Raw genomic sequence first — 25614 nt, forward strand, 5'->3', positions numbered from 1 at the left:
CCGGACCCAAGCGCCGCCACATCCGTTGCATAACCGAACGCATCCACCCGAAAGGACCCTTCGCATGGCCACGCAACTTGCTGACACCCAAGCGACCGAACTCGACGACTTCCGCGCAGAAGTGCAGCAGTTCATCGCCGACAATTTCGACCCGGCGCTGAAAGGCACATACAGTGCGCTTTCGGCCGTCGAAGGCCCAACGGAGGAAAACGCCGCGCAGGCCAAATGGCGCGAGGCGATGGGCGCGAAGGGGTGGGGCACGCCCACCTGGCCGGCCGAATATGGCGGTGGCGGTTTGTCGAAAGCGCAGAACAAGGTCCTGCAGCAGGAATTGGGCAAGGCCGGCGCGTACAATCCCATCGGCGGCATGGGCGTGATGATGTTCGGGCCGACATTGCTGGAATTCGGCAACGAAGCGCAGAAGAAGGAACACATCCCTCCGATCTGCCGCGGCGAAGTACGCTGGTGCCAGGGTTACAGCGAACCCAATGCCGGGTCCGATCTCGCCAACCTCCAGACCATGGCGGAGGACAAGGGCGACCATTACCTCGTCAACGGCCAGAAAACCTGGACCAGCGGCGGGCAGTGGGCGGACAAATGTTTCGCCATCGTGCGCACCGATCGTAGCGACAAGCATAAGGGCATCAGTTTCATCCTGATCGATATGGACAGCCCCGGCGTGGACGTGCGCCCGATTCAGATGATCAGCGGCTCCAGTCCGTTTTGCGAAACGTTCTTCGATGATGTCAAAGTGCCGAAGGAAAACCTTGTCGGCGAAGAAGGGCAGGGTTGGACCATCGGCAAGCGGCTGCTGCAGCACGAACGCACGAATATCTCGGGCGGCGGCGCGATGGCGCGGCTGATGGGTGCGAGCCTGGCCGATGTAGCGAAAACCTATCTCGGCGAGGACGAGCAGGGCCGCGTCGCCGATCCAATCATCCGCGACAAGATCGCCAGTTTCGAAATGCGCTGGAACGCGTTCATGCTGACCGCCCGCCGCGCCGTCGAAGAATCCAAGGCAGAAGGCGGCGTGTCCGAAATCAGCAGCGCGCTAAAGAAGCTGGGCACGAAGCTTGGGCAGGAGCGCAGTGAATTGATGATCGAGATTGCTGGGATGCAGGGTCTGGGCTGGGAAGGCGAGGGCTTTTCCGAGAAGGAATTGAAGGAAACCCGGGGCTGGCTGTTTGGCAAGGCCACCACGATCTACGGCGGCTCCACCGAAATTCAGAACAACATCATCGCCAAGCGGGTGCTCGGCATGTTGGACCACCAGTAAGAGGAGCGCGGATCATGGCAGTCTTGAACGAAGAACAGACGATGCTGCGCGACATGGCGCGCGAATGGACCACCAATGAGAGCCCGGTGACCGAATGGCGCAAGGTGCGCGCCTCCGGCGATCCCAAGGCGTTCGATCCGGCGGCATGGGGCACCATGGCGGAAATGGGCTGGGCCGGCATCATCATTCCCGAAGAGCATGGCGGCAGCGATTTTGGCTGGCTATCCGCAGGCTTGGTGGTTGAGGAGCTGGGCAAAACCCTTACCGCCAGCCCGATCGTCGCCAACACGCTGGCGGCCGCTGCGATCACCATGGGTGGTAGCGACGAACAGAAATCGAAATGGCTGCCAAAACTGGCTGCGGGTGAGGCAATCGGCACGCTGGCGGTGGACGAGGGACGCGGTTCCGATCCGCTTACCGTGTCCGGCGGCAAGCTGACGGGTACGAACCAATTCGTCCATGAGGCGCATGGGGCGGACCTGTTCGTCGTGTTCGCCGATGATGGGGTGTATTTGGTCGAGAAGGGTGATGGCTTGACCCTGTCGGACCGCAAGCTGGCCGACATGCGCAGCCATGCCCAGGTCACTTTCGACAATGCGGCGGCGGACAAGCTCGCCAGCGGACCGGACGATCTGGCCGAGCAGGTGCTCGACCGTGCGCGTATTCTGACGGCCGCCGAAATGCTGGGTATGGCGCAGCATCTGTTCGACAGCACGCTCGATTATCTGAAGCAGCGCGTGCAGTTCAACCAGGTGCTGGCGACGTTTCAGGCGCTGCAGCACCGGATGGCTGACCTGTTCAGCGACCTTGCCATGATGCGCAGCGCGGTGGAAGCCGGCTTGCAGGCGCTGGATTCGGGTTTCGACGTTCCGCGCGCCGCCTGTATCGCGAAAGCGCAGGCCAACGACGTGCTCAACACGATGAGCCGCGAGGCGATCCAGCTGCATGGCGGGATCGGCATGACCGATGAATATGATGTCGGGTTTTACATCAAGCGCGCCCGGGTACTGGAAGCAAGCTGGGGCAAAAGCGCCACCTTGCGTGATCGGTTCGCAACGCTGGGTAATTACTGAGCGGTTTACCTAAGATACCATGTTCGGGCACGGATGCAGGACCGATGCAGCGAGCCGTGCATTGGTCCTGCATAAGCGTCCGAAGGAATAATCCCATGCCGATCACGATAAATGGCGAGGCGCATCAGTTGTCCGCCGACCCCCGCACCAGCCTGCTTGATATGCTTCGCCACGATTGCGGGCTGACCGGCACGAAAAAGGGCTGCGACCATGGCCAGTGCGGGGCCTGCACGGTCATCGTGAACGGCCAGCGCATCAACAGCTGCCTGACGCTGGCAGTGATGCATGACGGCGACGACGTGACGACGATCGAGGGCATGGGTACAGCGGACGATCTGTCCCCCATGCAACGCGCTTTCGTGAAGCATGATGGGTACCAGTGTGGTTATTGCACGCCGGGCCAGATATGCTCCGCCACAGCGATGCTGGACGAAATCGCCGCCGGTTTGCCAAGCGATGCGACTGGCGACCTGACTGCCAAACCTGAATTGTCCGGCGAGGAAATCCGTGAACGGATGAGCGGCAATCTATGCCGCTGCGGCGCCTATTCCAACATCGTCGAAGCGATCCAGGAAGTCGCGTCCAACAGCAAGGGAACCAGCGCATGAGGCCGTTCGATTATCAGCGGCCCGACGGCCTGGACCACGCCGGGCAACTTGCGCGCGCAGACGGTGCGATGGCGATTGCGGGCGGGACCAACTTGCTCGACCTGATGAAACTGCAGGTCGAGACGCCCGGCACGCTGGTCGATGTGAACTCGGTCGGCATGAACACGATCGACGCCGACGGGGACGGGCTCCGGATCGGTGCGCTGGTGACCAATACCGCAACCGCCGCGTATGATGCCGTGCGCCGCGATTATGCCGTCCTGGCTCGCGCGATACTGGCTGGCGCGACGCAGCAACTGCGCAACAAGGCGACCACCGGCGGCAATCTCTGCCAGCGCACGCGGTGCTATTACTTCACCCATCTCGACCAGCCCTGCAACAAGCGCGAACCCGGAAGCGGTTGCGGCGCATTGAAGGGCATCGCCCGGCTGCATGCAATTCTGGGCACCAGCAGCGAATGCATCGCCACCTATCCCGGTGATATGGCGGTGGCGATGGCCGCGCTCGGCGCGACCGTCGAAGTGACTGGCCCTGCTGGCGAACGCAGCATTCCGGTGCGCGAATTTCACCGCCTGCCGGGTGATATGCCGCAGAAGGACAATGCGCTGGAACCGGGCGAGATCATCACCGCCGTGCGTCTGCCGGCTCCCACCCAAGGACAGCATATCTATCGCAAGGTGCGCGAACGGTCCTCCTACGCCTTTGCCCTGTGTTCGGTGGCGGCGATTATCCGGATGGAGGAGGGGCGGTTTGCCCATGCCGATCTGGCGTTTGGCGGCCTCGCCCACAAACCGTGGCACGACCCGCGAATTACAGAATTGCTGGTGGGCAGCGAGCCATCGCTCGCTCTGTTCGACAAGGCCGCCGACCTGCTTCTGGAAGATGCGCAAGGTTATGGCGAAAACGATTTCAAGATACCGCTTGCGCGCCGGACGCTGAAATCCGTGCTTTGTGAAGTGACGGGAGTGGACGCATGAGCGATGTAAGAGTGTTCGACGAACCGGCGACCGACAACCGCCTCGACGATATGAAACAGGGCGTGCTGGGCAAACCGCTCGACCGGCCCGATGGTCCGGTGAAAGTCGCAGGCGCTGCGCCCTATGCGGCAGAATACGATCTAGGTGAATGCGTCGAAGGCGTGCTGGTAACGGCACCATTCGCGCGCGGGCAGATCACCGCGATCGACAAGGCTTCGGTGCTGGATATGCCCGGCGTTATCGCCGTGCTCGACGATCCGCGCATGATCACCCGCCCGGCGCAAGGTACTGCGGGCGAGGCCCCGAAACAGAAACCGGGCCAGGTCGACTATTTCGGCCAGCCCATCGCGCTGGTGGTAGCGGAAACATTCGAACAGGCGCGCGATGCGGCCAAGCATCTGGCATTCGAATATGATGCGGATGACAATTCCGAAATTCCGTTCGATCCAGCCACGGCCGAGACGGAGGAAAGCGACGGCGCGACCCGCAAGGGCGATCTTGCCAAGGCAATGTCCGATGCCGCGCATAGCGTGGACCTGATTTTCACTACCGAAGGGCACAACTCGGCCGCGATGGAACCCCATGCCGCGATGGCTGAATGGGACGGGCAAAAGCTGACTGTCCATGCCGCGTTGCAGATGCTCAATTACAACCACGGCGAACTGGCGGATGCTGTCGGCCTGCCCACCGAACAGGTACGCATTCTCGCCCGCTACGTCGGCGGGGGCTTCGGGTCCAAGCTTGGCGTCAGTCCCGAAACCGTCGCAGCGTCGCTCGCCGCGATGGAACTTGGCCGCACGGTGCGGGTGGTGATGAGCCGCCAGCAGGTGTTCCAGGACGTGGTGCGCCGGTCGGAAACGAAACAGCGCCTGCGCCTCGCCGCCGGTGCCGATGGCCGCTTAATCGGCCTTGGGCATGAAGCGCGCACATCAAACCTCCCGGGCGAAGGCTCGGCCGAACCGGTGGTGCAGGCGACCGCCTATCTGTATCCGGGCGAAAACCGCGTGCTCGCGGTCGAGAACGCAACGGTCCACCGGATGACGGCGGGCTCGGTCCGCGCTCCGGGCGAGGCGGTGGGGATGCAATGCCTCGAAGCCGCGATGGACGAACTGGCCGAAGCGATGGATATCGACCCCATCGAACTGCGCCTGCGCAACATCCCTGACGAACATCCCGGCGATGGCAAGCCCTACAGCTCACGCCGCTATGCCGAATGTATGAGGGAAGGCGCCAAGGCGTTCGGATGGGATTCCGGCAACACTAGCGGCGTCTGGACGGACGGTCCGCGCAAACCCCGCCAGCAGCGTGAAGGCGACTGGTGGATCGGCACCGGCATGGCGGGCGCAACGCGCATCCACCTCGTCGGCCGGGCGGAAGCACGCGTCACGCTGAAGGCTGACGGAACGGCGCTGGTAGAAACCGACATGACGGATATCGGCACCGGTACTTACGCAATCCTCAATCAGATGGCGGGCGAAATGCTGGGCCTGCCGGCTGAAAAGGTGCTGGTCGATCTGGGCGACACCGACCACCCATATGGGCCCGGTTCCGGCGGCAGTTGGGGCGCATCCTCGTCCGGCTCCGCGGTGTACCAGACCTGTGACATGATCCGCGACGACATTGCGCGCAAGGTCAATGCGGATGCCGCCACCCTGGAATTCAAGGATGGTATGGTCCGCTGGCCGGAAGGCGAGAAATCGCTGGTCGATATTATGGGCGGCGAAGATATCGTGCACCAGGTCCGCTTCAAGCCGGGCAAGGCGTTCGAAGATTATGCCACCGCTAGCTATGGCGCGTTCTTTGCCGAAGTGGCCGTGAACCGCTGGACCGGCGAAACCCGCGTGAGGCGTATGACTGGTGCGTTCGGTTTTGGCCGGGTGCTCAACCCGAAAACCGCCCGCTCGCAATGTATCGGCGGCATGGTCTGGTGCATCGGCTCGGCGTTGACCGAGGCACTGCATTTCGATCCCGTCGATGGCCATCTGGTCAATTGCGATCTGGCGGAATATCATGTGCCGGTGCACCGCGACGTGCCGCATATGGACGTGCTACTGGTGGAAGAGCGGGATGCGCATGGCAGCCCGATCCAGGCCAAGGGCGCGGGCGAGCTTGGCCTGTGCGGGGGCGCAGGCGCGATTGCCAATGCGATCTACAACGCCTGCGGTGTGCGGATGCACGATTTCCCGATGACGCCCGACCGGGTGATGGCCGGCCTCGAGAAACTCGAAAGTTAGCTTCGGGCCGAGGCGGGCGCGGCGCTGCCGGGGCTATCGTCCCGGCGGCCGCGGCTTCGCAGCACCCGCCAGACCAATAGCGAGGCAAGGGTTCCGCCCAGTACATTGGCAGCCAGTTCGGCAGCGTATATCGCTTCCGATCCCCAGCTCCCTCGCAGGAACCATGCAAAGGGCAGCATCACCAAGAATACGCGTGCGAAGCTCTGGGTGAGGGCCACCCCAGCGCGGTCGACTGCGTTCAACGCGCCATTGGCCACAATCAGCAGGCCGAACCCGGCGAACCCCCAGGCGGCGATTGCAAGGTAAGACGTAAACTCTGCCACCACGGCTGAATCGTCGGAAAACAGCTGCGCGAACCAGTCGCCCGCGAAATACAGCGTCACTGCCAGCACCAGACCGTATACCAGGCAAAACCCGGCTGCTTCCAGCATGGCGAGACGCGCGCGGGCATACTGCCCAGCGCCCCAGTTCTGGCCCACGATTGCGCCGATGGAGCCTGACAGCGCCAGCAGCGGCACCACGGCAAAGCTTTGCAAACGTCCCGCCGCACCGAACCCGGCCACGGCAGCGGTGCCTTCGCTCGCCACCAGAGCAGTCAGCACCGACAGGCCGATCGGGTTGATGGCGTTGGAAAAGCTGGCCGGCCCCGCCACTTTGGCAATGGAGCGCGCGCTTTCCATCCAGTCCGTCTGCGCAATCAGCTGCGGTTTAAACGGAATGGCGGTCTGCGACAGGACGAAGAACCCAACAACGATACCGACAATCCATCCGCCAAGCGAGGCATAAGCCGCGCCTGCAATCCCGAAGCCTGCAAAGCCAAACGCGCCGGTAATTAGCAACGGGTCGAGCACCCAGTTGGTCATGGAGTAAGCGAGCGAGACGACCAGCGTTCGCTTGGCTGCGCCTTGCCCGCGCAAGGTGCCGTTGATCCCCATGATCGTCAGCAGCAGGGGGAACCCGAACGCGTAAGGCAGCATGTATGCGCGGATATATGGCAGGAGCTCGGCAGGGGCCTGCATCAGCGTAAACATCGGATCGAGCAAAGCGAACAGCGCCAACGCCAGCACCGCGCCCAGCGTGATGGCAAACACGATGCCGAAATTGCCCCGCCGCGCTGCACGCTGATCGTCGCCCACACCCAGGGCCCGCGCAATCACCGAATTGATGCCCACCATCACCCCCACGCCCAGACTGCTCAACGCAACGGTGATCGGGAAGATGAAGGCGATGGCGGCCAGTTGCTCAGCGCCCAGCTGGCCGATGAAGTAGGCGTCGATCAGTCCCACGCTCATCAACGCGGCCACTCCGATGATCATCGGTGCGGTCTGGCCGATCAGATGCCCGCGAATGCTGCCGCGTGTCAGGGCGGCGTTGTTGGGCGCATCTGCCTCTGACGCCTCTGCTTGGGAAGCGCCGGTCCCGGCGGCAGTCAGGTCTTGCGGGGAAGTCATCGTTCGCGTCCCTACGCGGCGGCGCCCATGCTGCATAGGACGGGTTTGCGCAGCACCCTTGGCGATCGCGGGATGGCATGCGATACTCGGCAGCGAGATTTACGGACATACGCGAAGAGAGGATCCGCCCCATGGCCACGCAACTTAAATCCGGCACCCGATGCAGCGCAGAAGAATGGGCCGCGCGTCAGGAACTGGCCGCATGTTATCGCATCTTCGACCATCTCGGCTGGTCGGAATCGATCTACAACCACATCAGCGCCCGCGTGCCGGGGGAGGAGGGCGCGTTCCTCATCAACCCGTTCGGGCTGCTATATGACGAGGTGACGGCCAGCAATCTGGTGAAGATCGATATCGAGGGCAACAATCTGGATGGCAGCCCGTATCCGGTCAACAAGGCCGGCTTTACCCAGCACAGCCAGTTCCACAAACACCTCGATCATGCGCACGCCATCTGCCACACGCACACCACCGAAACGATGGCCGTCTGCGCCAGCGAAGGCGGTTTGCGGCCGACCAATTTCTACGCCTGCAACTTCATCGGGCAGATCGGCTATCACGATTTCGAAGGCGTCACGGTCCGTAGCGAGGAAGGCGAGCGGCTGCTCAAGAACCTCGGCGACAAGCGCATCCTGATGCTGCGCAATCACGGCCCGGTGGTGATGGGGCGGACAATTCCCGAAATGTTTATCCAGACCTGGGCGTTGCAGCGGGCCTGCGAAATCCAGGTCGCCACTGCCAGCATGGGCCGCGATCTGGAAGTGTCCGAGGAAGTGATCGGCGTGCATCAGCGCGACATCAGCCAGACGGCCGCACCCGGCGGTCCCGGGCATGCGGATTTCGAAGCATGGAAGCGCCGGATCGACAAGATCGACAGCAGCTGGCGCGACTGAGGTGGCAAGCAAGACCTGCCCGAAATGCGGTGGCCGGATGACGGCGGGTCACGTGATCGATGCAACCTATGGCGGCTATGTCGGCCCGCACTGGCAGCCGGGCGCTGTCGCAAAGAACTTTTTCGGCGCATTGAAGGTTCGCAAGAAGGAGTTGCGTCCGATCGTCAGCCACGCCTGCGATAAATGCGGCTTCCTCGAACATTATCTGACCTGAGCGAGCGCAAGCCATGCCCAGAATGACCGTGAACGAGCGGCCGGTCGAATTCACGCTCGACCCCGAAACGCCCCTGCTGTTCGCGCTTCGCGAGGCGGCGAATTTGACCGGCACGAAGAATGGTTGCGGTGCAGGTGGCGCGGGCGGGTCCGATGACAGCGGGCTGGGTGCGGGCGATTGCGGGGCCTGCATGGTGATCGTCGATGGTGAGGCGTTGCGCAGTTGCCTCATCACCATCGCGGAAGCCGAGGGACGTTTCATCACCACGATCGAGGGCCTCAGCCGCGACCGATCGCACCCCGTGCAGCAGGCGCTGGTAGCGGAGCAGGCGATCCAGTGCGGGTTCTGCACACCGGGTATCGCCATGGCCGCCGCGGCCTTGCTGGCGAAGAACGAAGCGCCTTCGAAAGCCGATATCGAGGCGGCCATCCCGAACCTGTGCCGCTGCGGGGTCTATCCCCGGCTGGTGGAAGCGGTCCAGCGTGCGGGCCGCGTAGCCGCCCGCCGCGAAACCATCAGCGCCGCACCCGCGCCCGGCATCAGCGCCGAAGATGCCGCGCGCGAAGTGCCTGCGCTGGGTCGGCGTGAGTAAGGATATGTGTTTTTTAAGCCTCAAGCGCCGGCGGGGCCATCCGGCCCCTTAGGCTATCCTCGCTTCGCTGCGGGCGGCCCTTTGGGCCTATGACTGCCGTGACCAGGAACCGGGTTCGAGACAGGCAGCTTTGCGCTAATCCCGTTTGCGACCAGCAAACCAAAGGCCGAACGGCCGCCCGAGCTTATGCGAGGAAGCAAGCAGGCCGGATGGCCTGCGCCCGCAGGGTCCAAACAAATAACGCATGCGACCGCCGGCGCTTGAGGCTAAAAAATCAAAGCGCGAACTTCACCCCGATGCGTACGTTGAAGGGCTCGCCTGGCTGGATGTTGTTGTCGCCATGGGCGCTGGGGTAGTAATTGGTGTCGAACAGGTTTTCGATGTTCAGCTGCACCGAGACATTCGGGCTGATCTCGTAGAATGCGGCCACGTCCACCCGCCAGTAATCGGGCAGCACAACATCGTTGCTGAAGCTGGCGAACTGCTCGCCGCGGTGGATGAGGCCGAGACCGACACCGAACGCGTCGGTCAGGTCGACATGGTTCCACGCCGCGATCTGGTGTTCGGGCAATTGCTGCAAACGCGTTCCGGCGTCGGCAAAATTGCTGTCGGTGGTGATTTCGCCGTCGAGATAGGTGTAGCCGATATTGGCTTCCCAACCGGGCGCGATTTCGCCCACTACGTTGAATTCGAAGCCTTCCGTCCGGCTCGCCCCGGTCAGCACGGTCAGGCCGGTATTGTTCGGATCGGCGGCGCGGGTGTTGGTCCGGTCGAGGCGGAACAATGCCGCGGTGACGAACACATCATTGCGCGGCAACCATTTTGCGCCAATTTCGTAATTGGTGAACTTCTCCGGCGCGAAGGCGGCGTTGCCCGGACTGAGCAGCAGGAACTGGTCGCCCGATTGGGGCAGGAAGCTGGTGGCATAGCTGGCATAGAAGGACAACGTCTCCTCCGGCTTGAACACTAGGCCGAGCCGGGGCGAAACCTTTTCGTCCACGCGCGCGCCGCGGTCGCCATTCAGCAGGTTCACGGTATCGAGATCGAACCGGTCGAAACGTAAGCCGGCGATTACCTCGATCTGTTCGCCAATGCTGATCTGGTCCTGCAGATAGGCGGAGAACACGTCGAGATTGCTGTCGCGCGCGCGCACCGGTGCGGTGAGCGACACGGCCGGCAAAACGATATTGCGCGAAAGGGGCGCGGTGGCACGGCTGGCAAAGCCGGTGCCGCTTGCAAACTGTGCGTTGCTGCGGCCGTTCTGCGTGTCCTGCCGGCTGAACTCGACACCGGCCAGGATCGTGTGCTCTATGCTTCCGGTCATGACATCGGCCACCAGATTGGCCTGCCCGATCAGGTTTTCGCGATCCGTGAAATCCTGATAGCCGGAAAATTCCACGGTCTGCCCGTTGGTCCCGCGCGGCAGGATGTTGGCGTAGATCTTGTCGTAACTGGCGTATTGGACAGACGCGTTGGCGCGCAGGTTTGGCGAAAATTCGTGGTCGATCCGGCTGCGTGCGATGTGCACTTCGGCCTGCGTATCGTTAAAGCCTTCCACGCCGAAGAACGTCTTGTCGAACCCGCGCAGCGGTTCGCCATCCAAGGACGGCACGCCGCGATCGGTCACGCGCGCATCGTCGTCATAGCTGTAGGTTGCGGTCAGGCGCGTGGCGTCACCCAATTGTGCGGTCAGCGTGGGCGAAATGCCGATGAAGCGGCCTTCATACACATCGCGGTGGTTGTCGAATTCCTCATATGTCGCATTCAAACGCACGGCAAGCGTATCGCTGACCGGCGTGCCGACATCGCCGGTCAGCGCGAAGGCGCCGAAACTGTCCACCGAACCATCGAATGCCGCGACCGGCGTACCCAGGCTGGCCCGTTTCGACACGCGGTTGACAACCCCGCCACCGCCGCCGCGTCCGAAGATCAGCGCGTTCGCGCCCTTCAGCACCTCGACCCGTTCGATATTGTAGAGCGAGCGGTAATATTGCGCATCGTCGCGCAATCCGTCGAGGTAGAAATCGGCCGTGGTTTCCTGGCCGCGAATGAAGATCTCGTCGCGGTGGCCTTCGCCGGTTTCGATGGAAATACCGGGGACATAGCGCAGCGCATCCACAAGCTGGCGGATGGACTGATCGTCAAGCTGGTCTTCGGTGATGACCGCAACGGTCTGCGGCACGTCGATCAGCGGCGTATCGGTCTTGGTCGCGCTGGCCCCGTCATCCGATCCATAGCCGCCGCGCGTACCCGACACCACGATGTCAGACGGCAGGTAGTCGCGATCGGGATCGATAGCCGTATCGGCGGTCTCGGCGGTATTGGCCAGAGCAGGGAATGACGGCAGGACGAGCGCTGAAGCGATCAGCAAGGCGGCGCGGTGTTGGGGGCGGAACGGCATCGGAAATCCAGTCTGGGCAGTGTGTTTTGCGAATCATTCGCATTCGGTTTGGCGGCACCTATTGCGAATTATTCTCATTTGCAATGATAGTTTGATGTTTGCCTGATCTTTCCTCCGCTTTATGCAGCGCAACAGGATCAATGTGACGCGAAAGAGACAGTATGAAAGCGACCATCTGGCACAATCCGGGATGCGGAACTTCGCGCAAGGTGTTGGAGCGGCTCGAGCAGGAGCCGGATCTCGATCTCAATGTGGTGCTGTACCTGAAAAATCCGCCCACGCGCGGCAAGCTGCAGCAACTTTACAAGGACGCCGGGCTGGAGCCGCGCGAAGGCGTGCGGACGTATGGAACGGACGCGAAGGAGCGCGGCCTGACCGAGGCAGATGCGGACGAAGTTCTGGATGCGATGATGGAAGAGCCCAAGCTGATCCAGCGACCTTTGGTGGAAACGGCCAAGGGAGCGCGGCTATGCCGTCCGCCGGAACTGGTCGAAGAAATCCTTTAAAGCAGCTAGCTTAATCCGGCTGGATCGCCAGCTCACTATCGCTGGCAAGGCTGCGCCAACCCATGACAAACACCGATAGCGCCAGCACCGCGATCAATCCGAAGCCCAGCCAAGCGTCGAACCCGTATACCAGCACACCCAGACTGGGCGCGAGAATATAGGCCGCACCGTTGATCGAGGCGACGATTCCGCTAACCTGGCCTTGCTCCTTGCGCGTGACCGAAAGCGACGCGCCCGACGTGAAGCCGGGACGGAACAGGCCGAAGCCCAGCGCGGCGATCGACATGCCCAGCGCGATGGTGTGAAGCTGGCTGCCCGCACCCACCACGATCGTGCCAATGAACGCCAGCGCGCTGCCCCACAAGGTCGCGTTGCGCGGACCCAGGTTGAGCATCGGGATCAGCCCCCATTGCGACAGCAGCGTGGCGATGGCACCCGCCATCAGCACGATGCCGATAGGGCCGGTTGCCTCGTCCGGCGTTGCTCGCAGTCCCAGCCGGTCGAGAATGAGAAAGCCAACCACCCCGAACAGCGCCGCCTGCGCGTGTCCGCCCAGCAGCCCCGCCACCAGCCAGGATCGCAGCCGCTTGTCGGTCCAGCGGAGGTCGGGAATGTCGTCCGCCTTGGCCACTTTCGCAGGCGCGGAACCGGCGGCGATATCGGGTTCGTCCGATGCGAGATAGCGGGTTGACGCGTTTGCGCTGAAAGGCGCGGTCACGATTTCTCCGCGCGCCTGGAACGCAGGGTCGTCATCCGGCAGCCGCATCCGCAAAGCCACCAGCACCGCCACGCCGATGGCGGCGAAAATGACGAACGGTCCCACCAACCCGAGCGCGAACGGCCCCGGCCTGTCAAACACCAGCAGCGGGGCGAGCGCCGGGCCGATCACCGTGCCGAGGCCGAAGCTCGATGCGATCAGCGACAGTGCCTTGGTCCGTTCGCTGCGCGGGGTGCGGCTGGCGACATAGGCCTGCACGGCGGGCGGGGCGGCGGAACCGAAGCCGCCATACAGGCTGCGCGCAGCGGCAAAGAAGATTAGCGTCATCGTAGCGGACAGCGCGCCGGATAGGCCGAACAGAAGGACGATACCGCACAGCGCCATGCTGACGATAAAACCGATGAGACCCAATGCCATCATCGCCTTGCGTCCCCGCCGGTCGCTTCGCCGTGCCCAGATCGGCGCGCAGATGACCCACAGCAATGCCGACCAGGTATAGGCTGCGCTGATCCACACATCGGCCACGCCCAGCTCGGTCCCGATGGAGGGCATAACCGATTGCATCGCGGTGTTGCCCGCTGCCGTCACCAGCATGACCATGAACAGCAATATCATGCGGCCTTGCGAGATCGCGCGCGTGTCGCCCATCGCAGGAGCAAGTCCGGCGTCCGCCATCACCGGCGCGGTCAGATGCGCATCGGGCGCTCTACGGACCGGGCCGGGATCCCGGTGGGCGGGCACAGGTGGGGCGGGCACAGGTGGGGCGGGCGGGTCTTCCATGACCCGGACCGGCTAGGCCGCCGAAGCGCGGACGGCAAGCCGCGAACATGGCAGGCGTTTGCATGGCACCGGGGGCGTACCACCTTGCAAAGGCAACCGGCATCTGCAACGCAGCACGCTGCCATGTGGCGGCACGAGGCTGCGCACGGGCTTGATATCTTGCTGGAACGTGGCCGCATGAGGCTTGCCCAGCCCTGTCGGATAAGCGCCGCCTTTCCGCGATGGAGTCGCACTTGAACACCACGCTCACCCGCTCGCGACGTAGCCTTGCCGACCGTGCAAGCCGGACCTTCGGCAAGTTCGGCGTATTCTTCCGCGGCTTCATGGAAGAACCCGGGATGGTCGGCTCGATCATTCCTTCATCGCGCTTCACCATCAACCGGATGCTGGCCCCTGTCGATTGGGATAATTGCCGCCTGTTCGTGGAATACGGCCCCGGTGTGGGTACGTTCGGCGATGCGGTGCTGGCGAAGATGCGGCCCGATGCGCATTATATCGCCATCGATACCAACGGGCTGTATGTCGATTACCTGAAGGACAGTATCGACGATCCGCGCTTCACTGCGGTGCTTGGGTCTGCTGCCGATGTGGAGCGGATTGTTCGCGAACACGGGCACGAACATGCGGATTACGTATTGTCCGGCCTGCCGTTTTCCACCCTGCCCGATGGGGTCGGCCCGCAGATCATCCGCGCGACCCACGATGTTCTGCGCGTTGGCGGCGCGTTCCTTGTCTATCAATTCACTGCGGTATCGCGCGATCTGATGCGCGCGCGGTTCACACGGATCGACAGCGGTTTCGAACCGCTCAATATCCTGCCGTGCAAATTGTTCTGGGGCTGGAAAGACGCCGAGTAAGGCCTTCGTTGGGCAGCGGCAGCTGCGCCACCTAAGCCAAACGCTTTAGCCAACCGTCTTAGCCGAAAACGTCCGCCGAAGTATCGGCCGGCCGCGAGGTGCCGCCGGTCAGCTGCTCATGCGCTGCCACGCCAAGCCCGCAGACTACCATCCCGATCAGCGCGCCCAGCAAGCCCTGGATCGCCGCGACCAAGAATATCGCATCACCCGCAATCGCGGCCATCAGCCCAACCACCATCAACAGCACGATGGAGATAACGATATAGGCCGCGGCCAGCATGAACAGGAACGCGGCGATGCGGCCCTGTTTCGGCTTTGTCAGGCGCCACGACCGGCGGATCGCGGCGACCGGATTGAGCCGGTTTTCCAGCACCATCACCGGCATCGTCACGAACAGTCTGGCAGCCAGCCAGACCATCACGGCAAGCATCACGACCGAGGCGAGAAAGCCCGCTGCTGCGCCAGCGCCCAGTGCCGCGGCAATCAGCGACAGGACCATGATGACGGAGAACACGGCGATCACGAACAGGATGAGCACGCCGACCATCGGAAGTGTTGCAGCAACGCCCGCCAGCAGCGCGTCCTTCACCGTCGGCCTGCCGCCGCCCATCAGGCGCGTCATGGCGGAATAGGCGAATAGCTGGATGACCAGCATCACGGCGCCTGTTGCGAGAAGCGGACCGACTTTGCCCTCCATCGCCTTGGTAATCTGTTCGGGCGTCATGCCCGGTTCCATGGCCATCAGCTCGGCCATGCCGGGCAGGAACACGACGGAGGCGAGCGAGGGGATGAACAGAAACAGCCCGGCAATGGTCGCCAGCGTACCGAAATTCGCGCCCACCAGCTCCAGCGCGCGGCTCCAGGTTTTTTCCATGCTGAACATCGTATCGTTTCCCGTAGTGCCGTCCGAAGGTTGTCGTGCCCCTTGATAAGCGCAGCGGGGCGGGGCAGGCAATCGTCATGACGCAATCGCCCGCCAACGATCCCCGGATGCCGCGCACGGACACGCAGCGGCACCCCGCGCCCGAAGTGCTGCGGGAGCAGGTCCGCGTGCCCTATCGCGAGGCGCTGGCGGCGATGGACGAGCGCAACCGCGCAATAGCGGCGGGGGATGCGCGCGAGCTTGTCTGGCTGTTGGAACACCCGCCCGTCTACACCGCCGGGACCAGCGCGGCGGCGGACGAGATGCTCGATCCGCGCTTCGAAGTGGTCGAGGCGGGGCGCGGCGGGCGCTACACTTATCACGGGCCAGGGCAGCGGATCGGCTATGTGCTGGCCAACCTTGCTGTGCGTGGTCGCGATGTGCGCCGCTTCGTCCATTCGCTGGAAGGCTGGGTGATCGATACGCTGGGCGAACTCGGCGTCGAAAGCTGGCGCGCCGAGGGCCGGATCGGGATCTGGACGCGCGACATCGACGGGACCGAAGCCAAGATCGGCGCGATCGGCGTGCGGGTGCGCAAATGGGTGACGATGCACGGTTTCTCGGTCAACCTTGCGCCCGACCTCGACCATTTTACCGGCATCGTACCGTGCGGAATCGATCAGTTCGGCGTGACCAGCCTGGAACGGCTCGGCATGACGCTTGCGCCGGAGGCGTGGGATGAGGCATTGCTCGCCGGGATGGACACTTTTCTCGACCGTATCGATGGGCACTGCCCGACATGAACCGCCCTGCTGGAATGCGCGCTGGAATGCGCGCCGGACCCGTTTCGGCGGCTGCTGCTGCGCTGCTGCTCGCAGGCTGCGGTGACGAGCCGGACGAAACTGCGCCGCCGCCCGCAGCTGAAGCTGCTGGTGCGCAGGGACAGGTCGAAGGCGGAACGATCAGCGACGCGATGATCCCGCTCGGCAATTTGCCGCCGGCGGACGAGGTCGATACCCGGGAATCATCCGACGACGCGGAAGCTGCCGAGGACGAGGAGCCTGCCGAAGACGATAGCGGCGGCGAGTAAATTTCGCGCGCCGCGTATCGCTACCGGCAGTTCCTCGCAATTGCCACTTAGCAAGCTTTATTCGGCGGCAACTCCCACCGAAGCCGTGTCCTCTTCGTCCATCGTGGGGTAATCGATATAACCGGCTGGGCCGGGCAGATACCAGCTTTGCGGAACATTGACATTGGGTGCCCAGTCCGCGCCCGCTTCGATGCGCGCGGCGAGATCGGGATTGGAGATATAGGGCCGCCCGAACGCCACCGCATCGCATGTGCCCGCGCTGACATCGCGCACCGCTTCTTCGGCGGTATAGTCGCTGTTGAGCACCAGCGTGCCGGTGTATTTCTCCCGAATGACATCGTGCTGTTTGGGCACGTCGGTCTGGCCGAACGTGCCGTCGGGTCCGGGTTCGCGCAGTTCCACGAACGCGATGCCAAGGTCCTGCGCCACGTCCGCTGCCGCGCCGAAGATGGCCGCCGGATTGCTATCGTCGCACCCTTGCGTTTCGCCATTGGGGGAGAAGCGCACGCCGACGCGGTCCGCGCCCCAGACATCAACCAGCGCGGTCAGCACTTCGCGCAGGAAGCGGGTGCGGTTTTCCACGCTGCCACCATATTCATCGGTCCGCTGATTGGTCGTCTCGCGCAGGAACTGGTCGATCAGATAGCCATTCGCGCCGTGCAGCTGCACCCCGTCGAACCCTGCCTTCTTGGCGTTTTCGGCGGCATGGCGGTAATCCTCAACCACGCGGGCGACCTCTTCCACGGTCAATTCGCGCGCAGCTTCGTAATCCTTGCGGCCATCGGGCGTGTGGGCATGGCCCGCCGCGGTAGTGGCGCTGGCGGAAACCGGCGCCTCGCCGCCCAGAAAATCCGGATGCACCAGCCGCCCCATATGCCACATCTGCAGGACAATCAGCCCGCCTTCATCATGCACCGCGTCGACGACCGGCTTCCAGCCTTCGACCTGTTCGTCGCTCCAGATACCCGGCGCGGACGGCCAGCCGAGCCCTTCCACGGAGATACCGGTCGCCTCGCTGATGATAACTCCGGCATTGGCGCGCTGGCGGTAATACTTCGCGTTCATTGCGTTCGGGACGAAGCCCGGCATGGTTGCGCGGCCGCGCGTCAGCGGAGCCATCCAGATACGGTTCTTCGCCTCGAGCGCACCAGCGGTGACTGGCTTGAACAGAATGTCGTGCATAGGGGGTAGGCTCCGATAATGGGGGCAGCGCGATTCTTACGGAAAATACGCGCACAGCGATTGGCAAATGTTTTACGGCGGTTATGGCCGGTATGTGGGCAATGCAATCACCTCTGCCAAGAATGAAGGGCCTTCCACGTCACAACCAAAGCTTCGCGGCTGGCTGCTGCTGGCCGCCTTGCTGGGCGGGAACATCGCGCTGGCGCTGGGGCCATGGTCGGTCCGGTTGGCGGAAAGCGGCCCGGTTTCGGCAGGGTTCTGGCGATTGTTCCTGGCCCTGCCGTTCCTGGCGTTGATCGCCCGCGCATCGGGGCAAAAGCTGAGCGGAATCCCGCGCCGCACACTGGCACTGGTGGCATTGGGTAGCGTGGCCTTTGCGCTCGATCTGGCGAGCTGGCACATCGGGATCGAGCGCACCAGGCTGGGCAACGCCACGTTGTTCGGCAATGCAGGCAGCATCGTGTTGCTGTTTTGGGGCTTCATCCTCGCCCGCAGCCTGCCGCGCGGCGGCGAGTGGCTGGCGATTGGTTGCGCGCTGGCCGGGGCGGGCATCCTGATGGGCCGATCGGCAGAAATTTCGACCGATACGCTGGTGGGCGATCTGTTCTGTCTGACAGCGGGGCTGCTCTATGCCGTCTATCTTGTGACTTTGCAGGACGCGCGCGCCAGCATTGGCGGGTGGAGCCTGCTGGTATGGGTGTGCATTTTCGGTTCGCCGGTGCTGCTGACGGTGGCCCTGATCGCTGGCGAGCCAGTGTGGCCGGGCAATACGTTGGAGGCATGGACTCCGCTCGTCGCATTATTCGTGCTGAGCCAGCTGATTGGACAGGGTCTGCTGGTGTTCGCCATGCGGCATTTCCCGCCGCTCGTCATCGGGCTGGCGCTGCTGACCCAGCCGGCTGTCGCGGCGCTTTATGGATATGGCGTGTTCGGCGAAGGGCTGAGCGTAGTCGACATCGTGGGCATGGTCTTGCTGGGCGGTGCGCTGGTATTGGCCAAGGGGACCGAACGCAAATCCGCCCTGCCACCGCGCCCCTAATCGGCCATCGTGATTTTGAACTTCTGATAGCGGGCCTCAACCACTTCCAGATCGGGGCCTTTCAGATGCGTTTCCGCCTGCCGCATCAACTGGTCGCCTTCGCGCACCAGTACCGCGTGGCGCGTTTCGTCGTTCAGCGTGGAGGAGGCCGCGATGATCGTGTCGAACGTCACCAAGGCCGCCGCCGGACTGGTCGCCGTACCCGGTCGCATCGCGCCAAAGCCGCGGCGAACGTAATGCGCGAAATCGTCGTTGGACAGCACCAAGCGGTCGTCGCTGGCATCGTCCGCCCCGCCGAAGCTGCGGGTAAGATCCCGCCGTCCGAGCTCGGCCGTTGCCGCGCCCAGCCAATGGATCGCCGTGATTGCGGTGAAGGGGTCGTTGATACCAGGACTTAATGCGCGCAGACCGATTTCTACCAGTTCGTCGAGCAGGAAATGCAGATCCTGCGCAGGGGTGCGCATCCCGCCAAGGGTGAAGGCTGCTCGCACATCCTGATCGTGCAGATCGTCTAGATCATCCTCGTCGTCCCACATCGCCATGGGGACCTTGGGGTGCACGAAGTCGCCCGGCCTGACATTCAGGCTGAGATGGCCGCCCGCATCCTGTGCGATGCTTTCCAGCGCCTCGTAATCGATGAACTGGATGTAACCCGTTTCCGTCGCTGCCACCGCACGTCCACTTGGCTCGCGCATTTCCACATGCCCGTGCGAAGGGCGGTCGTAATTGGTCTTAATATCGCGGATCAGGCGGTCTCCGATCCCCTCCAGCACGGAATTGATGCGAATCGAGGCCGGAATATGATTGAGGAAATAGACCAGGACCATGATGGAAATGGCCATCAGGACATACGCCACCAGCAGCGACAATTGCGGCACGAAACCGGGCAGAGAATCGCTTTCCACGGCAAACAGGGTCGCCTCGTCCTCTGCCCGCACGACGCGCAGTACTGTAATGGCGTAAACGAACGTGCCGATGAACGTGGCCAGGCTCAACTGGTTGCCGCGGTTTTCCATGAAATTGGTCAGCAGGCGCGGGCCGTAATTGCCGCTGGCATAGGCCACGGCCGCAATCGTGATGGAAAAGACGGTGGAAGCAACCCCGATCATGGAGCCTGCGATCACCGTCAGCATGTTGCTGGCCCCGTCGGGACGAGCGCGCTCCAGCCACGGGATTTCGTCCAGCATCGACGCCCAGCCATTGCGATCGAGTTCGATTGTTATCAGCGCCAGCGCTACTGCGAGCACGGCGAACAACGCAGGAAAGAACCAGTAGCTGGCATTGATAGCCTGAAACGCACTACGGATGCGGTTGATCATGCGGCAGCTTCCAGATGAGGGTGGTGATCGTCAAGCCGCGCAAATGCGGCGCGGATATCGTCGGCATCGCGCGGGAACTCGGCCCGCGCCGTGGCGTGTTCTGCCAATTCGCGCATTTTTCTGCGCAAGTAGGCAGAAAGCTGGACCGGGCGGTCATGCGCGTCCAGCCTGACGAGCAGGCGATCCACCTTTTCGATCATACGGATCGTGACGGCGGGATAGCCTGCGGCCGACTGGCGCAACGCGTCCAGCGGATGATCGAACAGCCCCTTGAAATCCTGTTCCGGTACTTCGAACCTGTGGTGCGTAGCGTAGGCAGGCATCGCGCTGTCATCGACCCAGCTTTCGCTTTGGCCCGCCATGGCGCAGGTAATTCGGTCCACACAGGCGAGCGCGGTGTAGAAATCGTTGATACCGGGCGACATCGCGCGGGTCGCGACTTCCACAAGCAGGCGCACTTGGAAGACAGTTGACTGCGCGCTGGACCGGTAATCGCCGATGGCGATAGCCCGCTGTATCTTTGCGACATTCTTCGGCTCGCGCTCGAACATGGCAAGCGTCTCGCCTTCGAGCACATGCTCGCCAGGCGGCGCACAAAACCGCACGTGCATTCCGTCATCGCCCAGCAAGTGGCGGATCCGGTCGAGATCGATCCCCTCGACATACCCTTCGCGCGGTGCGGTCAGGGTGAACCCGAATTCGCCGGTGAACGCATCGCGTCCCACTATCGGCAGCGCGATCGAACCCGCTTCCTTACCGATATGCGCGATGGAGCGGTCCACGAACATCGTCCGCCCCAGATCGTGCAGCGCCGCGCCTAGCATGGCGACGTTGACGATCTGCACGAGGATGATGCCCGACAGCGCAAGCAACGGCGTATCGGCCAGTGCCGCATCGCCATCGATGCGGGCGAGCACCACCAGCGAATAGACGAGGCTGAAAGCAAGGCCCGACATCGACAACCGCACCAGCCCCTTATCCAGCCAGCGGTCGATCAGTCTGACCCCGAGATTGCCCGTTGCCAGAGTCAGGACGATCAGCGTGATCGAGAAATAGAGCGAAATGAAAGCAGCCGAAATACCGACCGAAATTCCGGCAATTTCCTGCGCCGTATCGGCTGTCGCGACAGGGCTCCACCCCCGCTGGTCCAGCCAGGCGGCAGCAAAGGACTGGTCCATCCACAGCGCAATAGCCGCGACCAAAGGCGCAGCCACAACCGCGACCAATGGCAGGGACCAGTAATTGGCTACCAGCCGGTGTTTGAGCCACGCATTCAGCCCGTTAAGCGGTGTGTTCTGAGCCAACTTGCCCCGTGTTCCTGCTATCTCGAATACGAGCTAAAACGCACGAACCCCGTGCCGGTGCCGCAAGGGCCATAAGCCGCGTCATATGCGTAAAATCAAACCTTGCCCAGATCGCCCTGGCCAATGGTGCCGGCGGCCATTTCCAGCATCGCGTCGAGGCTTTTCTTGGCGCGCAGGCGCAGGCCCTCCTCGATCTCGATGCGCGGTTCCAGGTCGCGCAGGCAGGTGTAAAGCTTCTCCATCGTGTTAAGCGCCATGTACGGGCAGATATTGCAGGCGCAATTGCCGTCTGCGCCCGGCGCGCCGATGAAAGTCTTGTCCGGCAGCGCCTTTTCCATCTGGTGAATGATATGCGGCTCGGTCGCCACGATCAGCGTATCGCCGGTGAAAGTCTCGGCAAATTGCAGGATGCCGCTGGTGCTACCGACGTAATCCGCGTGATCGAGGATGGTCGGCGGGCATTCGGGATGCGCTGCGACCGGCGCGTCGGGATGCTGCTGCTTCAGCTTGAGCAGCTCGGTTTCCGAAAACGCCTCGTGCACGATGCAGACGCCCGGCCATAGCAGCATCTCGCGGTCGAACTTGCGGCTGAGATAGCCGCCCAGATGCCGGTCGGGACCGAAGATGATCTTCTGGTCCTTGGGAATTTGCTGCAGGATGGTTTCCGCGCTGGAACTGGTGACGATTACGTCCGACAGCGCCTTCACTTCGGTCGAGCAATTGATGTAGGTCAGCGCAATGTGGTCGGGGTGCTTTTCGCGGAACGCCCGGAACTTGTCTGGCGGGCAGCTGTCTTCAAGCGAACAGCCCGCGTCCATGTCGGGCAACACCACGATCTTGTCGGGGGAAAGAATCTTGGCCGTATCGGCCATGAACTTAACGCCGCAGAATACGATCACATCGGCGTCGGTTTCCGCCGCCATCTGGCTTAGCTGAAGCGAATCGCCTACAAAATCGGCAAGGTCCTGGATGTCCGCCGTCTGGTAGTAATGCGCCAGGATGATCGCGTTCTTCTCCTTGCGGAGGCGGTTGATCTCATCCAGCAGGTCGGTGCCTGCGCGCGGCTTCGTTTCGGCGCTCATCGTGTCTTCTCCTCACCGTCGAAACGGACATTGACCTTCACATCACCATAGCCCGCGACCTGCATGGGGATGGCGAGATTCTGCCGGATAGCGTCCTTCGCCGCCGTGCGGGCCAAAGCAAGGACTTCCGGGTTCTTGGCGAATTCCACCGCGCGGCGTTCGGCCTGGCGCGAATTGGACTGGCTTAAACTCTGCGCTGCGTTGCGGCTGACATAAGTGCCTTCGGTGAACACCCGCGCCGCGCCCTCGTCGAGGTTGGGGCGCGAAATTTTCAGCTGCGGAATGGTGACGTCCAGCGTCTCGGTCGCCTCGTCCCAGGCGATCCGGTCGCGTCCGACACTGGCGAGGTTGACGCGGTATTCGACGGTCGCGGGGATGATGCTGGCCTGCCGCGATTTCATTAAGTCGAACCCGGCAAGCGAGGTGGTGTTGGTGCTTTCCGCCACGACTTCGAAGCGGGACGAGAACACGATCAGCGAGTTCTGTTTCTCGAATGCCAGCATTGCGCTGCCGACCGGATCGCCTTCTTCCTCGTAGAAGAACGCTCGCCAGCCGAGCCATGCGACAGCCGCAAGCAATACGATCACGATCAGCCACGGCACGCCCTGCACACGGGCGAGCGGCTTTTCCTGCGCCGGTTCGGGTATCGAATGCGTAGCGGCCGGATCGTCGCGGGTCAGGGTATCGTTTGCCATATGCCCCCCGAACGGCTGACAACGCCGCGCTGTTCCAGATCGATAAGATGCGCCTCGACGCTCATTTCCGCAGCTCCGGTCAGTCGCGGGTCGAGGCCCTTGTACATTTGCGGCACCATCGCCGGGATTGCCTGTGGTTCAGCTTCGATCAGGCGCAAGATCTGGCGCTCGCGCTGGCGGCGGTGGCCCATCATACCGCGCACCAGCTGCTGCGGCTTGTCCACTTGCGGACCATGGGCCGGGTAATAGACTGTGTCGGCACGGTCCTGCAGTTTCTGCAAGCTGGCCATGTAATCCGACATATCGCCATCGGGCGGCACGATTACGCTGGTGGACCAGCCCATCACGTGATCGCCGGTAAACAGCGCGCCCGATTGCTCCAGCGCGAAACACAAATGGTTGGACGTGTGACCCGGCGTGGCGACTGCGGTGATAGTGAAATCCGGGCCCGTCACGCTTTCGCCATCGGCCAGCACGGTGTCGGGCGCGTAGGTTCGGTCGAACGGCGCGTCGGCGCGCCTCCTGCCATCGGGTTTATCATCCTCGATCACGAGCGGAGCGCAGCCGATCACGGGCGCGCCGGTCCGTTCGGCCAGCGGCTTTGCGGCGGGCGAGTGGTCGCGGTGCGTATGGGTGCACATGATCGCCTCGATCCGGCTGTCACCCAGCGCCAGCATCAGCGCCTCGATATGGCGGGTATCGGCGGGTCCGGGATCAATCACCGCCACACTCGCACCCGCCCCAACTATATAGGTCTGCGTGCCGGTATAGGTGTACGGCGAGGGGTTGGGCGCCAGCACCCGGCGCACCAGCGGTTCCAGCATTTCGCTGGTGCCTGTCGGCCAGGGTTTCTCCGGTGCGTTCATCGCCTGTCATATGGGGAGCATCGCGAAGCTTGTCGAGCGGTGCGGTGCTTGGCAGACAGCCTTGCGGGCGCCGCCGCTCTTCGCCAGACAATTACCATGACCGAAACCATCCTCGTTCTCGACGCCGGAACCACGTCCACTCGCGCCATGCTGTTCGCGCTTGATGGCACAGTCCGCAAATCCGCCAGCCGCCCGATCACACAGCATTATCCCCGGCCCGGCTGGGTCGAACACGATGCGGCGGAGATCTGGGCGCTGACACTGGAATGCTTGCGGGAGGTGGCAGCCGACAATGCCGAAATCGCCGCGATCGGTATCACCAACCAGCGCGAAACCGTGGTGGCGTGGGATACCGGCACCGGCAAACCACTCGCCCGCGCGATTGTGTGGCAGGACCGGCGTACGGCGGCATTGTGCGAAGAGCTGAAAGCGGCGGGCCACGAGGCCGAGGTGCAAGCGCAGACCGGCCTTCTGCTCGATCCCTATTTCTCGGCCACCAAAATGCGTTGGATGCTGGACAACGAACCCGCCGTGCGCAGTGCGGCGGATACCGGGACGCTGGCATTCGGCACGGTGGAAAGCTGGCTTGTTTTCAAGCTTTCAGGAGGTATCCAGGGCGGCGCGCATATTACCGATGCAAGCAATGCCAGCCGTACCCTGCTGCTACCGCTTGCCGGCGCGGGCTTCGATAATGGGCTATGCGACCTATTCGGTGTGCCGCACGGTACCCTCCCGCAAGTGACTGACAATCACGGCGCGCTGGCGACGAGCGGTGCGGAGATTACGGGCAGGAAAATACCCATCACCGGCCTCGCGGGCGACCAGCAAGCCGCCACGATCGGGCAAGCCTGCCTGACGCCGGGCGAAAGCAAGTCGACTTACGGTACCGGCGCGTTCGTGCTGACCAATATGGGCAGCGAGGTTCCACGGTCGGATCACCGCCTGCTCGGCACGGTGCTGATGCAGCAGGACGGCACGCGGACCTATGCCCTGGAAGGGTCGATGTTTGTCGCGGGCAGCCTTGTGCAATGGTTGCGCGATACGCTGGGCCTGATTGACAAGTCGGCGGAAACGGAAGCGCTGGCCCGCTCCGTCGACGATAGCGGCGGGGTGACGATCGTGCCGGCACTGGCAGGGCTGGGCGCGCCGCATTGGCGCAGCGATGCGCGCGGGGTGATCGCGGGATTGAGCTTCGCCAGCGGCAAGGCTGAGATCGCCCGTGCCGCGCTGGAGTCCATGGCGCACCAGACCTACGATCTTGCGGCTGCCTTCGCCGCTGACGGTGCGTCGTGGGAGATCCTTAAAATCGATGGCGGGATGAGCGCGAACGACTGGATGGCGCAGGATATTGCCGATGTGCTGGGTGTGCCCGTCGAACGGCCCGCAGATGTCGAAACGACCGCGCTGGGCGCGGCGATGCTGGCGGCAGTGGGTGCGGGGCTATTTGACGATCTTGCTACAGCCGCCGACGCGATGCGGGGGAAGGTTACTCGCTTCGATCCGGATATGACCGCCGCGGTGCGCGAGGAGCGGCTGGCACGGTATCACAAGGCGCTGGGCGCGGCCTGATCCTGGCAGTGCGCCCCACAAGCCAG

At 63.1% G+C, this 25614-nt stretch carries 24 protein-coding genes; 14 read left to right on the forward strand and 10 right to left on the reverse strand.

Translation table 11 applies throughout. The annotated features are described in order from the left end of the window. Window positions 1–64 precede the first annotated feature (64 nt). From HME9302_RS01745 to HME9302_RS01765, 5 genes are all read left to right on the forward strand, one after another. The gene (locus HME9302_RS01745) at window positions 65–1276 is read left to right on the forward strand and encodes an acyl-CoA dehydrogenase family protein (RefSeq protein ID WP_115365578.1); all 1212 of its coding nucleotides are present in this window, start codon (window positions 65–67) and stop codon (window positions 1274–1276) included. Window positions 1277–1290: 14 nt separating this feature from the next. Continuing rightward, window positions 1291–2349, forward strand: coding sequence for an acyl-CoA dehydrogenase family protein (locus HME9302_RS01750; RefSeq protein WP_115365579.1), 1059 nt, complete (start codon window positions 1291–1293; stop codon window positions 2347–2349). Between the two features lie 95 nt (window positions 2350–2444). Next, window positions 2445–2957, forward strand: a complete 513-nt coding sequence (locus tag HME9302_RS01755) for a 2Fe-2S iron-sulfur cluster-binding protein (protein ID WP_115365580.1) — start codon at window positions 2445–2447, stop codon at window positions 2955–2957. Continuing rightward, a complete protein-coding gene (locus HME9302_RS01760) occupies window positions 2954–3934 on the forward strand; it encodes an FAD binding domain-containing protein (RefSeq protein WP_115365581.1) in 981 nt (326 codons plus the stop codon). The genes HME9302_RS01755 and HME9302_RS01760 overlap by 4 nt, the downstream gene beginning before the upstream one ends. After that, complete coding sequence (locus HME9302_RS01765) at window positions 3931–6168, forward strand: xanthine dehydrogenase family protein molybdopterin-binding subunit (RefSeq protein WP_115365582.1); 2238 nt, start codon at window positions 3931–3933, stop codon at window positions 6166–6168. Before HME9302_RS01760 ends, HME9302_RS01765 begins: the two co-directional genes overlap by 4 nt. Here the strand turns inward: HME9302_RS01765 and HME9302_RS01770 are convergent. After that, a complete protein-coding gene (locus tag HME9302_RS01770; RefSeq protein ID WP_326833145.1) occupies window positions 6165–7619 on the reverse strand; it encodes an MATE family efflux transporter in 1455 nt (484 codons plus the stop codon). The two genes, HME9302_RS01765 and HME9302_RS01770, sit on opposite strands and share 4 nt — an antisense overlap. Before the next feature lie 131 nt (window positions 7620–7750). On the opposite strand from HME9302_RS01770, the gene HME9302_RS01775 reads away from it, so the two are divergent. From HME9302_RS01775 to HME9302_RS01780, 3 genes are read left to right on the forward strand one after another with little or no spacing between them, the layout of a single operon-like run. Continuing rightward, complete coding sequence (locus HME9302_RS01775; protein WP_115365583.1) at window positions 7751–8512, forward strand: class II aldolase/adducin family protein; 762 nt, start codon at window positions 7751–7753, stop codon at window positions 8510–8512. A gap of 1 nt (window position 8513) precedes the next feature. Further along, the gene (locus tag HME9302_RS13090) at window positions 8514–8726 is read left to right on the forward strand and encodes a hypothetical protein (RefSeq protein WP_147270744.1); all 213 of its coding nucleotides are present in this window, start codon (window positions 8514–8516) and stop codon (window positions 8724–8726) included. A gap of 13 nt (window positions 8727–8739) precedes the next feature. Then, window positions 8740–9318 carry a (2Fe-2S)-binding protein gene (locus HME9302_RS01780; protein ID WP_115365584.1) on the forward strand — a complete coding sequence of 193 codons (579 nt, stop codon included), beginning with the start codon at window positions 8740–8742 and terminating at the stop codon, window positions 9316–9318. Window positions 9319–9592: 274 nt separating this feature from the next. Here the strand turns inward: HME9302_RS01780 and HME9302_RS01785 are convergent, their stop codons facing one another. Continuing rightward, window positions 9593–11719: a TonB-dependent receptor gene (locus HME9302_RS01785; RefSeq protein WP_115365585.1), complete on the reverse strand. Its 2127-nt coding sequence runs from the start codon at window positions 11717–11719 to the stop codon at window positions 9593–9595. A 161-nt stretch (window positions 11720–11880) separates the two neighbouring features. Between HME9302_RS01785 and HME9302_RS01790 the strand changes: the two genes are divergently transcribed. Further along, window positions 11881–12225, forward strand: coding sequence for an arsenate reductase family protein (locus HME9302_RS01790; protein WP_115365586.1), 345 nt, complete (start codon window positions 11881–11883; stop codon window positions 12223–12225). Between the two features lie 10 nt (window positions 12226–12235). Here HME9302_RS01790 and HME9302_RS01795 read toward each other — a convergent pair whose 3' ends face one another. Continuing rightward, window positions 12236–13618: an MFS transporter gene (locus tag HME9302_RS01795; RefSeq protein ID WP_230080021.1), complete on the reverse strand. Its 1383-nt coding sequence runs from the start codon at window positions 13616–13618 to the stop codon at window positions 12236–12238. Window positions 13619–13944: 326 nt separating this feature from the next. Here HME9302_RS01795 and HME9302_RS01800 point away from each other — a divergent pair, with 326 nt between their 5' ends. Beyond that, on the forward strand, window positions 13945–14580 hold the full coding sequence (locus tag HME9302_RS01800) for a class I SAM-dependent methyltransferase (protein ID WP_115365587.1): 636 nt from the start codon (window positions 13945–13947) through the stop codon (window positions 14578–14580). 58 nt (window positions 14581–14638) lie between these two features. Here the strand turns inward: HME9302_RS01800 and HME9302_RS01805 are convergent, their stop codons facing one another. Beyond that, window positions 14639–15454, reverse strand: coding sequence for a glycerophosphoryl diester phosphodiesterase membrane domain-containing protein (locus HME9302_RS01805; protein ID WP_181815649.1), 816 nt, complete (start codon window positions 15452–15454; stop codon window positions 14639–14641). 116 nt (window positions 15455–15570) lie between these two features. On the opposite strand from HME9302_RS01805, the gene lipB reads away from it, so the two are divergent. Then, window positions 15571–16245: a lipoyl(octanoyl) transferase LipB gene (gene lipB, locus HME9302_RS01810; RefSeq protein ID WP_115367396.1), complete on the forward strand. Its 675-nt coding sequence runs from the start codon at window positions 15571–15573 to the stop codon at window positions 16243–16245. Continuing rightward, window positions 16242–16532, forward strand: a complete 291-nt coding sequence (locus tag HME9302_RS01815; RefSeq protein WP_115365589.1) for a hypothetical protein — start codon at window positions 16242–16244, stop codon at window positions 16530–16532. Before lipB ends, HME9302_RS01815 begins: the two co-directional genes overlap by 4 nt. Window positions 16533–16589: 57 nt before the next feature. Here HME9302_RS01815 and HME9302_RS01820 read toward each other — a convergent pair whose 3' ends face one another. Beyond that, window positions 16590–17714, reverse strand: coding sequence for an alkene reductase (locus HME9302_RS01820; protein ID WP_115365590.1), 1125 nt, complete (start codon window positions 17712–17714; stop codon window positions 16590–16592). A 67-nt stretch (window positions 17715–17781) separates the two neighbouring features. Between HME9302_RS01820 and HME9302_RS01825 the strand changes: the two genes are divergently transcribed. Then, window positions 17782–18753, forward strand: coding sequence for a DMT family transporter (locus tag HME9302_RS01825; protein ID WP_115365591.1), 972 nt, complete (start codon window positions 17782–17784; stop codon window positions 18751–18753). On the opposite strand, the gene HME9302_RS01830 is transcribed toward HME9302_RS01825, so the two are convergent. The 5 genes from HME9302_RS01830 to HME9302_RS01850 all read right to left on the reverse strand — a co-directional run bounded on the left by HME9302_RS01830 (window position 18750) and on the right by HME9302_RS01850 (window position 24019). Beyond that, window positions 18750–20072, reverse strand: coding sequence for a DUF2254 domain-containing protein (locus tag HME9302_RS01830; protein ID WP_115365592.1), 1323 nt, complete (start codon window positions 20070–20072; stop codon window positions 18750–18752). The genes HME9302_RS01825 and HME9302_RS01830 overlap by 4 nt on opposite strands. Next, window positions 20069–21376 (reverse strand): DUF2254 family protein, encoded by a 1308-nt coding sequence (locus tag HME9302_RS01835; RefSeq protein ID WP_181815650.1) that lies wholly within the window; start codon window positions 21374–21376, stop codon window positions 20069–20071. Before HME9302_RS01835 ends, HME9302_RS01830 begins: the two co-directional genes overlap by 4 nt. A 95-nt stretch (window positions 21377–21471) precedes the next feature. After that, entirely contained in the window at window positions 21472–22458 is a 987-nt protein-coding gene (gene nadA / locus HME9302_RS01840) for a quinolinate synthase NadA (RefSeq protein WP_115365594.1), read from the reverse strand. Then, entirely contained in the window at window positions 22455–23153 is a 699-nt protein-coding gene (locus tag HME9302_RS01845) for a DUF4230 domain-containing protein (RefSeq protein WP_115365595.1), read from the reverse strand. Before HME9302_RS01845 ends, nadA begins: the two co-directional genes overlap by 4 nt. Continuing rightward, window positions 23135–24019: an MBL fold metallo-hydrolase gene (locus tag HME9302_RS01850; protein WP_115365596.1), complete on the reverse strand. Its 885-nt coding sequence runs from the start codon at window positions 24017–24019 to the stop codon at window positions 23135–23137. Before HME9302_RS01850 ends, HME9302_RS01845 begins: the two co-directional genes overlap by 19 nt. A 96-nt stretch (window positions 24020–24115) precedes the next feature. Here HME9302_RS01850 and HME9302_RS01855 point away from each other — a divergent pair, with 96 nt between their 5' ends. Continuing rightward, window positions 24116–25588 carry a glycerol kinase gene (locus tag HME9302_RS01855; protein ID WP_115365597.1) on the forward strand — a complete coding sequence of 491 codons (1473 nt, stop codon included), beginning with the start codon at window positions 24116–24118 and terminating at the stop codon, window positions 25586–25588. Window positions 25589–25614 lie beyond the last annotated feature (26 nt).

The sequence above is a fragment of the Alteripontixanthobacter maritimus genome (assembly GCF_003340475.1).
In the GTDB taxonomy this organism is placed as follows: domain Bacteria; phylum Pseudomonadota; class Alphaproteobacteria; order Sphingomonadales; family Sphingomonadaceae; genus Alteripontixanthobacter; species Alteripontixanthobacter maritimus.

Coding starts and splice junctions, on each gene's coding strand:
- HME9302_RS01745 (WP_115365578.1), top strand. CDS start 65: ATGGCCACGCAACTTGCTGACACCCAAGCGACCGAACTCGACGACTTC.
- HME9302_RS01750 (WP_115365579.1), top strand. CDS start 1,291: ATGGCAGTCTTGAACGAAGAACAGACGATGCTGCGCGACATGGCGCGC.
- HME9302_RS01755 (WP_115365580.1), top strand. CDS start 2,445: ATGCCGATCACGATAAATGGCGAGGCGCATCAGTTGTCCGCCGACCCC.
- HME9302_RS01760 (WP_115365581.1), top strand. CDS start 2,954: ATGAGGCCGTTCGATTATCAGCGGCCCGACGGCCTGGACCACGCCGGG.
- HME9302_RS01765 (WP_115365582.1), top strand. CDS start 3,931: ATGAGCGATGTAAGAGTGTTCGACGAACCGGCGACCGACAACCGCCTC.
- HME9302_RS01770 (WP_326833145.1), bottom strand. CDS start 7,619: ATGACTTCCCCGCAAGACCTGACTGCCGCCGGGACCGGCGCTTCCCAA.
- HME9302_RS01775 (WP_115365583.1), top strand. CDS start 7,751: ATGGCCACGCAACTTAAATCCGGCACCCGATGCAGCGCAGAAGAATGG.
- HME9302_RS01780 (WP_115365584.1), top strand. CDS start 8,740: ATGCCCAGAATGACCGTGAACGAGCGGCCGGTCGAATTCACGCTCGAC.
- HME9302_RS01785 (WP_115365585.1), bottom strand. CDS start 11,719: ATGCCGTTCCGCCCCCAACACCGCGCCGCCTTGCTGATCGCTTCAGCG.
- HME9302_RS01790 (WP_115365586.1), top strand. CDS start 11,881: ATGAAAGCGACCATCTGGCACAATCCGGGATGCGGAACTTCGCGCAAG.
- HME9302_RS01795 (WP_230080021.1), bottom strand. CDS start 13,618: ATGGCGGACGCCGGACTTGCTCCTGCGATGGGCGACACGCGCGCGATC.
- HME9302_RS01800 (WP_115365587.1), top strand. CDS start 13,945: ATGGAGTCGCACTTGAACACCACGCTCACCCGCTCGCGACGTAGCCTT.
- HME9302_RS01805 (WP_181815649.1), bottom strand. CDS start 15,454: ATGGAAAAAACCTGGAGCCGCGCGCTGGAGCTGGTGGGCGCGAATTTC.
- lipB (WP_115367396.1), top strand. CDS start 15,571: ATGCCGCGCACGGACACGCAGCGGCACCCCGCGCCCGAAGTGCTGCGG.
- HME9302_RS01815 (WP_115365589.1), top strand. CDS start 16,242: ATGAACCGCCCTGCTGGAATGCGCGCTGGAATGCGCGCCGGACCCGTT.
- HME9302_RS01820 (WP_115365590.1), bottom strand. CDS start 17,714: ATGCACGACATTCTGTTCAAGCCAGTCACCGCTGGTGCGCTCGAGGCG.
- HME9302_RS01825 (WP_115365591.1), top strand. CDS start 17,782: ATGTTTTACGGCGGTTATGGCCGGTATGTGGGCAATGCAATCACCTCT.
- HME9302_RS01830 (WP_115365592.1), bottom strand. CDS start 20,072: ATGATCAACCGCATCCGTAGTGCGTTTCAGGCTATCAATGCCAGCTAC.
- nadA (WP_115365594.1), bottom strand. CDS start 22,458: ATGAGCGCCGAAACGAAGCCGCGCGCAGGCACCGACCTGCTGGATGAG.
- HME9302_RS01845 (WP_115365595.1), bottom strand. CDS start 23,153: ATGGCAAACGATACCCTGACCCGCGACGATCCGGCCGCTACGCATTCG.
- HME9302_RS01850 (WP_115365596.1), bottom strand. CDS start 24,019: ATGAACGCACCGGAGAAACCCTGGCCGACAGGCACCAGCGAAATGCTG.
- HME9302_RS01855 (WP_115365597.1), top strand. CDS start 24,116: ATGACCGAAACCATCCTCGTTCTCGACGCCGGAACCACGTCCACTCGC.